Annotated in this window: 8 protein-coding genes; 2 read left to right on the top strand and 6 right to left on the bottom strand. The window is 71.6% G+C overall.

Annotated features, from left to right (window positions below):
* Positions 1-32: 32 nt before the first annotated feature.
* The 6 genes from AMK18_RS00910 to AMK18_RS00935 form a co-directional block, all read right to left on the bottom strand.
* Positions 33-434: a roadblock/LC7 domain-containing protein gene (locus AMK18_RS00910; RefSeq protein WP_073861260.1), complete on the bottom strand. Its 402-nt coding sequence runs from the start codon at positions 432-434 to the stop codon at positions 33-35.
* Positions 431-2800, bottom strand: coding sequence for a sensor histidine kinase (locus AMK18_RS00915; RefSeq protein WP_073861261.1), 2370 nt, complete (start codon positions 2798-2800; stop codon positions 431-433). The genes AMK18_RS00910 and AMK18_RS00915 overlap by 4 nt, the downstream gene beginning before the upstream one ends.
* Before the next feature lie 491 nt (positions 2801-3291).
* Complete coding sequence (locus tag AMK18_RS00920; RefSeq protein WP_073861262.1) at positions 3292-5667, bottom strand: ATP-binding cassette domain-containing protein; 2376 nt, start codon at positions 5665-5667, stop codon at positions 3292-3294.
* 67 nt (positions 5668-5734) lie between these two features.
* Entirely contained in the window at positions 5735-6184 is a 450-nt protein-coding gene (locus AMK18_RS00925; protein ID WP_073861263.1) for a helix-turn-helix transcriptional regulator, read from the bottom strand.
* 52 nt (positions 6185-6236) lie between these two features.
* Entirely contained in the window at positions 6237-7280 is a 1044-nt protein-coding gene (locus AMK18_RS00930) for a hypothetical protein (protein ID WP_073861264.1), read from the bottom strand.
* 90 nt (positions 7281-7370) lie between these two features.
* Positions 7371-8186, bottom strand: coding sequence for an SAM-dependent methyltransferase (locus AMK18_RS00935; RefSeq protein WP_018105459.1), 816 nt, complete (start codon positions 8184-8186; stop codon positions 7371-7373).
* A gap of 194 nt (positions 8187-8380) precedes the next feature.
* On the opposite strand from AMK18_RS00935, the gene AMK18_RS00940 reads away from it, so the two are divergent.
* Both AMK18_RS00940 and AMK18_RS00945 read left to right on the top strand, forming a co-directional pair.
* Complete coding sequence (locus AMK18_RS00940; protein ID WP_073861265.1) at positions 8381-9754, top strand: lipase family protein; 1374 nt, start codon at positions 8381-8383, stop codon at positions 9752-9754.
* A 129-nt stretch (positions 9755-9883) separates the two neighbouring features.
* On the top strand, positions 9884-10525 hold the full coding sequence (locus AMK18_RS00945) for a CatB-related O-acetyltransferase (protein WP_075806913.1): 642 nt from the start codon (positions 9884-9886) through the stop codon (positions 10523-10525).
* Positions 10526-10682: the final 157 nt, after the last annotated feature.

A 10682-nucleotide genomic window follows, 5' to 3' on the forward strand; every position in this document is an offset into this window, starting at 1 on the left:
CGGGTCGGTACGACCGTGGGGGGACGGCCGGGTCAGTGCGTGGGGGAGTGCGGGGAACGGACCTGGGGGGACAGCGAGTCACCGACCTGGTTGATCAGCTCGGACATCATGTAGCTGACCTCGCCGATGTCCGCGTCCCTGGTGGTCATGACCAGGAGCGAGGCGCCGCTGGAGACGGCCATGGAGAACATGTAGCCGCCCTCCATCGCGGTGAGGCTGTGCTCCACCGGGTCGGTGTCGGTGAGCTGGGCGGCCGCGGACAGCAGGTTCACGACGCCGGAGGCGATGGCGGCCAGCCGGTCGGCGTCGTCGCGCTCCACGCCGGTGTACGCGAGCGCGAGTCCGTCCACGGACACGGCTATCGCCTGGGTGACCTCCGGGATGCGTCCGGCGAAGTCGCTCAGGATCCAGCTCAGGTCGGTGGGTGAGGTCATTTCTTGGTCCGTTCGGTGTCGTCATTGTTGGCGGGACGCCCGCGGGGGTTCGTGCTCCGGCTGATGCCCTGGGCGTAGGCCGCCAGGACGTCGGATACCTGCCGGGAGTCCCGGCGGCGGGGGGTCGGCCGCGGCGCACCGGCGCCGGACCGCTGCTCGGTGGCCGCCCGTTTCTCCCGTACGGGCCACTGCTGGGGCGCGGTGCGCTTGCGGACCGGGAGGCCGGAGGCGCTGACGCCCGCGATGCGCGAGGCCGGCTCGTCGTGCACGGGGTGGGGGGCGGGCGCGTCGGAGGCATCCGTACGGGCCGGGGCCTCGTGCTCCTCGGGCGCGCCCGGGGCCGCGGGTCTGCCGGGGCGGGCGCCGACGCCCGCGCCGACCGGGCGGCCGCCCCGTCCGCGTACGGTGTCCTGCTTCCGGCGCGTGACGACCGTACGGGGCGACTCGAAGCCGTTCTCCGTCGGCATGGCCGGTTCCTCGGACACCTCGGCCAGCACCTCCTTGGGGAGGGTGACCTCGGCGATGGTGCCGGGGCCCGAGGAGTCGCGCAGCTCGACAACGATGCCGTGCCGGGCGGCAAGCCGCGCCACCACGTGCAGACCCATGGACCGCACGTCCCCGATGCCCGCCTTCGGCTCGCGCAGCCCGGCGTTGAGCACGGCGCGGCGGTCCGCCGAGATGCCCACGCCCTCGTCCACGATCTGGACGACGGCCCGGTCCCAGAGCCGCCAGACGGCGACCCCGACCTGGGCGTCGGGCGGGGAGAAGCGGGTGGCGTTGTCGAGGAGTTCCGCCAGGATGTGCGCGACGTCGTGCACGGCGCGGGCGGCGATGCCGATGCCCGCCTCGATCGCGCCGAGGGACACCCGGTCGAAGCGCTCGATCTGCTGGGCCGCCGCGACGATGACGGTGGAGCAGCCGATGTCCGCGGAGCGCACCCGGGCGTTGCCGTAACCGCCCAGCACCAGCAGGTTGTTGGTGTTGCGCTCCATGCGGATCGCGAGGTGGTCGAGCGCGAAGAGCGTCTTCATGCGCTCCGGGTCGGCCTCGTCGCGCTGCACCGTGTCCAGTTCGGACACCATGACGCTGGTCAGCTGGGCGCCCCGGCGGGCGACCCGGACCAGGGTCTCGGCGAACTGCTCGTGCACCCGGGCCTGTTCGGCCGCGAGGCGCACCGCCTCGTGGTGGACGGCGTTGAACGCCTCGCCGACCTCACCGATCTCGTCGCCGCTCGTGGTCTCGACGGGGTTGCCGGTGCGCTCCGCGACCTGCTCGGGCGTGGCCCCGCTCAGCGCGCCGGGCTGGGACAGCTCGCTCATGACGGCGGGCAGCCGGGTGTGGGCCACCTCGTGCGCGGCGTTGCGCAGGTCGCGCAGCCGGCGGATCATGACCCGGCCCAGGCGGACGGCGACGAGGACGACACCGACCAGGGTCAGCAGCACGAGGGCGACCTCGCCCCCGGCGGTCCAGAGCAGCCTGGTGCGCTCGGCGTCGACGGTGGCGGCGACGGACTCGTCGATCCGCTCCTCCACCTGGTGCAGCAGGGTCTGCCGGTCGTCGGACGCCTTCTGCCACGCCTGGGGAGAGACGCCGATCGGCTTGCTGGTGTCCGCGCGGCCGATCCGGTCTTCCAGCTTGCGGGACTCCAGGGCCTTCGGTCCGGAGAGGGTGCGCTCCAGCCAGGTCCGCCACTCGCTCGGCCCGAGGCTGAACATCACGCCGGTCGACTCGGTGTAGCCGAGCCGGCTCGCGTCGAAGGTGCGCTGGGACGCCGCGGTGAAACCACCCGCGGCCTGCGCCCTCATGACGGTGATCTGCTGCTGCGCGGTGTGCTCGGCGGCCTCGGACAGGGCCGCGGCCGCGCGGATGCGGTCGGCGATGTCGGCGTCGACACCGTCGGCCTGCGCGATGCCGTCGCGGTAGCCGTTGAGGTCGGCGATCACGATCCGGTAGCCGAAGGCGAGCGCGGAGATGGTGGTGCTGCCCGAGCGCACCTGGGCGCGCAGGGCGGGGAGTTCATCGATGAAGCGGTCGATGCGGTCCAGTGATTCCCGGGCGCTGCCGGGCACCTCGGAGAGTCCGCCGGCGCGGCTCTTGAAGGCGGCGATGCTCTTGTCGGTCGCGTCGGAGCTCGCCTGGAAGGCGGACGAGTCCCCCTGGTCGGAGACCAGGGCGGTGGCGGCCGCGCGCTCACGCTGCAACTGGTGAGTTAAATCGGCTGCACCGGCGGAGACGGCGACCATGTCGGCGAGCCGGTTCGCCTGGAGTGCCTGATTGGTGGCGGGTGCGAGGGCCAGGGCCGAGAACGTGACCGCGACGGTCAGGGGAGCGGTGACCAGCAGGACGAGGCGGCGATTGATTTTCACTGCGCGGCTCCGTCGCCGGAACCGGGCTTGAGTATCGGTGACACGCAGATACCTGTTAACGGGTTGTGGGGTGTCGGTAGGGACGCTCGTACGTCGTGCGCACAGTTACGAATGGGACGGGTGGGGTGGGTGGGGCTCGCATTGCGCGGCTTGATCCTATGCCTAGTGCACAACGCCGGATGCGTGCAGCGCCGAAAATTTGCGTTCAGTTAGCTGTGTGAAAGCGGTCGGATTCGGTCAAGTCTGGCTGCGGGGTGCCTGATTGGCCCCAGTGTGCACGGGCTGACAGCCTCCACACAGATGCGCGAAGTCGGGAGGATTCGCGTCCGATTAGCGAAGGCGACGACGGGGAACCGCATCCCGCACCGCAGCGAACAGGCCATACTGGAAAGGCACATGACCTCCACGGCACGCCGCCTTGACGTGATGTATGACAGCAGCATGACAACGCCCGCCCGGCCACCACGGGCCGGGCGGGCGAGGGGAGTTGCTCAGGCGCCCACGTACTCCGCGAGGTGCTCGCCCGTCAGGGTCGAGCGCGCCGCGACCAGTTCGGCGGGGGTGCCCTCGAAGACCAGCGTGCCGCCGTCGTGACCGGCGCCGGGGCCCAGGTCGATGATCCAGTCGGCGTGCGCCATCACGGCCTGGTGGTGCTCGATGACCACGACCGACTTGCCGGAGTCCACCAGCCGGTCGAGCAGCCCCAGCAGTTGCTCCACGTCCGCGAGATGCAGTCCGGTGGTCGGCTCGTCCAGCACGTACACGCCGCCCTTCTCGCCCATGTGCGTGGCGAGCTTCAGCCGCTGCCGCTCACCGCCGGAGAGCGTGGTCAGCGGCTGGCCGAGGCTGAGATAGCCGAGCCCGACGTCCACCAGCCGTTCGAGGACCCGGTGCGCGGCCGGTGTGCGCGCGTCACCGGAGCCGAAGAACTCCTCGGCCTCGGCGACCGACATCGCCAGCACCTCGCTGATGTCCCGCCCGCCCAGCCGGTATTCGAGCACCGACGCCTGGAACCGCTTGCCCTCGCACTCCTCGCAGACCGTGGCGACGCCCGCCATCATCGCCAGGTCCGTGAAGACGACGCCCGCGCCGTTGCACGTCGGGCACGCGCCCTCCGAGTTGGCGCTGAACAGCCCCGGCTTCACGTCGTTGGCCTTGGCGAACGCCTTGCGGACCGGGTCGAGCAGCCCGGTGTACGTGGCCGGGTTGCTGCGCCGCGAGCCGCGGATCGCGCTCTGGTCGACGGTCACCACACCGTCCCGCCCGGCCACCGAGCCGTGGATCAGCGAGCTCTTCCCGGACCCGGCGACGCCCGTGACGACGGTGAGCACGCCGAGCGGGATGTCCACGTCGACGCCGCGCAGGTTGTTCGCCGAGGCGCCCCGCACCTCCAGCGCACCGGTGGGCTTTCGGGTGTCCGCCTTGAGCGTGGAGCGGTCGTCGAAATGGCGCCCGGTGACGGTGTCCGAGGCGCGCAGCCCGTCGACGGTGCCCTCGAAGCAGACGGTGCCGCCCGCCGTGCCGGCGCCGGGGCCGAGGTCCACGACGTGGTCGGCGACCGCGATCGTCTCCGGCTTGTGCTCCACCACCAGCACGGTGTTGCCCTTGTCGCGCAGGCGCAGCAGCAGGTTGTTCATCCGCTGGATGTCGTGCGGGTGCAGCCCGGCGGTCGGCTCGTCGAAGACGTACGTGGTGTCGGTCAGCGAGGAGCCGAGGTGGCGGATCATCTTGACGCGCTGCGCCTCGCCGCCGGACAGCGTGCCGGCGGGCCGGTCGAGCGCGAGGTAGCCGAGGCCGATCTCCACGAACGAGTCGAGGGTCTCCCCGAGCGCGGTGAGCAGCGGCGCCACCGAGGGCTCGTCCAGGTCACGGATCCAGGCGGCCAGGTCGCTGGTCTGCATCGCGCAGGCGTCCGCGATGCTGATGCCCGCGATCTTCGAGGACCTGGCGCCCTCGCTGAGCCGGGTGCCGTCGCAGGCCGGACAGGTGGTGAAGGTGACCGCGCGCTCCACGAAGGCCCGGATGTGCGGCTGGAGCGCGTCCTTGTCCTTGGACAGGAACGACTTCTGGATCTTCGGGATCAGCCCCTCGTACGTGAGGTTGACGCCCTCCACCTTGACCTTGGTGGGCTCCCGGTAGAGGAAGTCCTGCATCTCCTTCTTGGTGTACTTCGCGATCGGCTTGTCCGGGTCCAGGAGGCCGGACTCGGCGTAGACCCGGACGGTCCAGAAGCTGTCGGACTTCCAGCCGGGGATGGTGAACGCGCCCTCGGCGAGGGACTTGGAGTCGTCGTAGAGCTGGGTGAGGTCGATGTCCGAGACGGTGCCCCGGCCCTCGCACTCGGTGCACATGCCGCCGGTCCGGTTGAAGGTCGCCTTCACGGTCTTCTTGTTGCCGCGCTCGACGGTGATCGCACCGCTCGCCTTCACGGACGCGGTGTTGAAGGAGTACGCGCTGGGCGGGCCGATGTGCGGGGTGCCGAGGCGGCTGAAGAGGATGCGCAGCATGGCGTTGGCGTCGGTCGCCGTGCCCACGGTCGAGCGGGTGTCGCCGCCCATCCGCTGCTGGTCCACGATGATCGCGGTGGTCAGCCCCTCCAGGACGTCCACCTCGGGCCGGGCCAGAGTGGGCATGAAGCCCTGGACGAAGGCGCTGTACGTCTCGTTGATCAGCCGCTGCGACTCGGCGGCGATGGTGTTGAACACCAGCGAGCTCTTGCCGGACCCGGAGACACCCGTGAACACCGTCAGCCGGCGCTTGGGGATCTCGATGCTGACGTCCTTGAGATTGTTCACGCGCGCCCCGTGCACACGGATCAGATCGTGGCGGTCGGCGGCGTGCGGCTGCTTGTCCGTGGCCCTGCTCATGGTGTCTCCCTGGATTGGCGGGGCCCCCGCGCGGGTCCCACCCGGCGGCCGTCCCCCGTACACCGCCTCACGCTAGCGGCGTCCCCGGCAGCGGGGCTTCTCGATTCCTGACCGGCCGCGTCACCTGCTTCGCCACGCAGGACGGCATCCCCGCGGTCGCCTGCGCCGCCTCCTGCCGGTAGACGCTCGGCGGCATCCCGACCAGCTCCGTGAAGCGCGTGCTGAACGTGCCGAGCGAGGAGCAGCCGACCGCGAAGCACACCTCGGTGACGCTCAGGTCGCCCCGGCGCAGCAGCGTCATCGCTCGCTCGATGCGCCGGGTCATGAGGTAGCCGTACGGGGATTCCCCGTACGCCCTCCGGAACTCGCGGCTGAGGTGCCCCGCCGACATGTGCGCGCCGCGCGCCAGCGCCTCGACGTTCAGCGGCTGGGCGTACTCGCGGTCGATCCGGTCGCGGACCCGGCGCAGCTGCGCGAGGTCGCGCAGGTTCTGCGCCGCGTCGGATTTGCTCGTCACGCTCGAAGCGTACGTCGTGCGGGGGCGGCCCGCCGGGTGTCGCGCCCCGCCCTCAGGTGCGGGTGGCCGTGTCGCAGTCGGCGGCGTCCCGGTCCGCCATGCGCTCGTCCATCGAGGTGCCCCGCTCGTACGGATCGACCCGCGTGGCGCCGTCCGAGGGCCCCGGCTCCTTCTCGAACTCGGGGCGGAAGTAGCCGGTGGTGTTCTCGCAGCCCCCGTTGGCGGCGTCCAGCCGGTACGACGTCAGCGAGAAGGTCCCCGGTGTGCCGATCACCTTGTCCGGGTCGTCCCAGCTCATCACGATCTCCCGGCGGGCGATCGTACGGGCCACCTCGTCGCTGCCCCCGGACGCCCGCACGACGGCGTAGACGAAGGTGACGTCGGCGGTCACCTCGACCGCGCCGCGCTCGCCCTCCCGGTAGCTGAGCGCGCCCCGCGTCTTGATCACGTCACCGGCCAGGCGCGCGTACGACGGGTCGAAGCGGCTGAACAGCAGCAGCGGGTCGTTCGTCCGGCTCGGGGTGTCGAAGGACGTCGTCAGGTACTCCTTGATGCCGGGCTGCTTCGTGTTGAGGGCCGCGATGGCCTTCACCGGCCGTTCCCCGCGCAGCACCGCCGGATCGAGCCCGGCGTCGGAGAGGAAGGCCAGGCTGCTGTCGAGCGCGTCGGACACCTGCTTCTCGCTCATCCACCCGGTCGCCCGCGCCGAGGGCATCGTGATCCCGGCCGTCCCGGCGGCCCAGTGCTCCGCCGGAGACCCCTTGAACGGGTCGTCCAGGGTGGGCGCCCCGGGCGTCGCCGCCGCGTCGCCCCCGCCGTGGAAGCCGAGCCAGCCGGCCGCCCGGCCGGGGACCAGCGCCACGACGAGCAGCGCGACGACGACCACCAGGCCCACCACGTACCAGATCCTGCCGCGTCGCCGGGGCGGCTGGTGGGTGCGCCATCCCGGGGGCGGTCCGGTCTCCTCGCGCAGCCGCTGGGCCACCATCCGGGCCCGGGCGGACGGTTCCTCGGGGGCGCCGGGGGTTCCGGCCTCGGCCTCCCGCAGGAAGCGCTCCCACTCCTCGTCCGGTATGGATGACCCGCCCGTGTCCACGCTGCGCCCCCGCTGATCCGTTTTCCGTATCATCACACAGCCCGGTGACACCGAAGTGCGCACCGGGCTGCTGGGGTTGGGCTCCGGGTGTTACGGCTTGCGGCCGACCGCGACATACCCGGGCGTGACGATCTCGCCGGTGCCGGGGACCGGCTCGCCGAGCTCGGGGTGCCAGGCCTCGGCGGCGACGATGCCGGGCTCCACGATCTCCAGCCCGTCGAAGAACGAGGCGAACTGGTCGCGGGTGCGCGGCGCGAGCGTCAGGGTGTTGGCCTTGTACATCTTGTCGACCTCGCGCGCCTCCTCCGGGTGGAAGTCGGCGGTGATCTGCGAGACGACCATGTAGCTGCCGGGCGCGAGCACGTCGGTCAGCCGGCGCACCAGCTCGTACGCGCCGTCCTCGTCGCTCACGAAGTGGAGCAGGGCGATCATCGACAGCGCGACCGGCCGGCTGAAGTCCAGCGTCTTGCCCGCGTGTTCGAGGATGGTGTCGACGTTGCGCGCGTCGGCCTGTACGTAGTCGATGACGCCCTCGGGCGTGCCCTTGAGCAGCGCCTCGGCGTGGGCCAGGACGATCGGGTCGTTGTCGCAGTAGACGACCCGGGTGGCGGGGGCGGCCTCCTGCGCCACCTGGTGCAGGTTGGGCTCGGTGGGTATCCCGGTGCCGATGTCGAGGAACTGGCGGACACCGTGGGTGGACAGCCAGCGCGTCGCGCGGTGCATGAAGGCGCGGTTGATCTTCGCCATCACCGGCACGTTCGGCTCGACGGCCAGCATCTGACGGCCCATGGCCTCGTCCACCGGGTAGTTGTCCTTGCCGCCCAGGAACCAGTCGTACATCCGCGCGGGATGCGGCTTGCTGGTGTCGATGAGCGGGGCGGTGGGGTCGTTCTCCGGTCGGGACATGGCCAACTCCAGGGTGCGGGAGGTGCTGCGGATGATCAGCTCGGGCCCACCTTAAGCAACTCCGCCCCGGAGCAGGGAGAGTTCGGTGGCCAGTGACAGTTACCAATGCGTAACTTACTCATGGGTTACCACCGGTAAGCCCCGCTGTTAGCTTGCGCTCACCCGTACTTCCGGAGCAGAGCGAGGAGTGAGCCTTGAGCCGCAAGGACCGTTCGCGTTCCACCCTTCCCCCACGCCGCGTCCGTCCCCTCCGTGCCGCGGCCGTCGCCGTGACCGCGGCGGCCTGCGTGGCCGCGTACGCCGCGCCCGCGTCCGCCACGGACGGCACCGAGCCCGTCGTCTCCCGGGGCGTGACCATCCCGGCCTTCTACGACCCGCCCGCCCAACTGCCCGCCGCCAACGGGGCACTGATCCGGACCGAGCCCCTGCCGCTCGCCCTGAGCCTGCCGGGCCTGGACGGCCGCCCGATGCCGGGCACCGCCACCCGCCTCATGTACCGCACGACCGACTCCAACGGGCAGCCGGCCGCGGTGACCGGCGCCTACATCGAGCCCTCGGCCGCCTGGAAGGGCGGCGGCGCCCGGCCGCTGGTCGCGCTGGCCTCGGGGACCATGGGCCAGGGCGACCAGTGCGCGCCCTCGCTGGCCCTCCAGCACCCGCTGTCCGTCACCCCCGAGTCCGTGTCGATCGGCTACGAGACCCTGTCCGTCTACCGGCTCCTGGCCGCCGGTGTCGCCGTCGTCGTCACCGACTACGTGGGCCTCGGCACCACCGACCGCCTGCACACCTACGTCAACCGGGTGGACGAGGGCCACGCGCTGCTCGACGCGGTCCGCGCCGCGCACCAGCTGCCCGCCACCTCGCTCACCGCCGCGTCCCGGACGGGCCTGTACGGCTACAGCCAGGGCGGCGGGGCCAGCGCGTCCGCCGCCGAGCTGCAGCCCTCGTACGCCCCCGAGATCCAGCTCGCCGGCACCTACGCCGGGGCGCCGCCCGCCGATCTGACCGCGACCATGAAGGGCATCGACGGCAGCGCCCTCGCCGGGGCCCTCGCCTGGTCGATCAACGGCTTCGCGCAGGCCGACGCGGACCTGCGGGACGTCGTGGAGGCCAACATCAACGACCGCGGGCGGGCCGCGCTGAAGGACGCCTCGACCATGTGCGTCGGCGACGCGATCCTCGGCTACGGCTTCGCGAAGAGCTCCAAGTGGACCACCACCGGCAAGTCCCTCGGTGAGATCATCGCCGCCGAGCCCAAGGCGCAGGCCGCGCTCGACAAGCAGCGCATCGGCACCCTCAAGCCGTCCGGCCCGGTGCGGGTGGCGACCGGCATCCAGGACGACATCGTGCCGCACGGCCAGGCGCGTCAGCTCGCCGTCGACTGGTGCCGCAAGGGCGGCGACATCACCTACGACGCCGTCATCCTGCCCAACCTGGGCGACAAGATCCTCACCAACCACATGGTCCCGCTCATCACCGACCAGGGCGACGCCATCTCCTGGATGACCGACCGCCTCGCGGGCAAGCGCACCACGTCCAACTGCTGGTCCATGCCGATCCAGCCCTGACCCACCCGGTCCTCCGAAGCCCGCCCCGGTCCCGCCGGGGCGGGCTTTCCCGTAAACCGCTGTCGTACGGGCCACGACGCGGCGATCATGGTCGGCGGACCGCCCCGCTACCGTGAGGAACCCATGCCGCTGCCCGTACCCGCAGACCCGACCGTGCTCCACCCGATGCCCGGCCAGCCCAGAGTGGTGCAGCTCAAGCCGCTGGTGACCTCGCCGCTGATCGAGGTGGGGGAGTACTCGTACTACGACGACCCGGACGACGCCACCGCGTTCGAGACCCGCAACGTGCTCTACCACTACGGGCCCGAGAAGCTGGTCATCGGCAGGTTCTGCGCGCTCGGCACGGGAGTGCGCTTCCTGATGAACGGCGCCAACCACCGCATGGACGGCCCGTCCACCTTCCCGTTCCCGACCCTCGGCGGCTCCTGGGCCGACCACTTCGACCTGCTCGCGGGGCTGCCGAACCGGGGCGACACGGTCGTCGGCAACGATGTCTGGTTCGGCCACGGGACGACCGTGCTGCCCGGCGTGCGGATCGGGCACGGCGCCATCATCGGCAGCGGCTCGGTGGTCACCAAGGACGTCCCGGACTACGGGATCGTCGGCGGCAACCCGGCCCGGCTGCTGCGCACCCGTTACGAGGAGAAGGACGTCGCCCGTCTCCTCGCGCTGGCCTGGTGGGACTGGCCCGCCGAACACATCACCGCCCACATCCGGACCCTCATGTCCGGCACGGTGGACGACCTCGAAGCCGCCGCGCCCGTCGCCTGACGGCCCCGCCGCCCGGCCCGCGCGGCGGGAAATCCCCGTGCGCGCGGACCGGGCGGCGGCTAGGGTCGCGGCATGAACATCGTGCAGCTCTACGGCTGACGCGGCCGGGGCACGTCCCCGACCCCGTCCGGCACACCGCGTCCGCGCGCCCACCGAC

This window comes from Streptomyces sp. CB01249 (genome assembly GCF_001905735.1).
Lineage (GTDB): Bacteria > Actinomycetota > Actinomycetes > Streptomycetales > Streptomycetaceae > Streptomyces.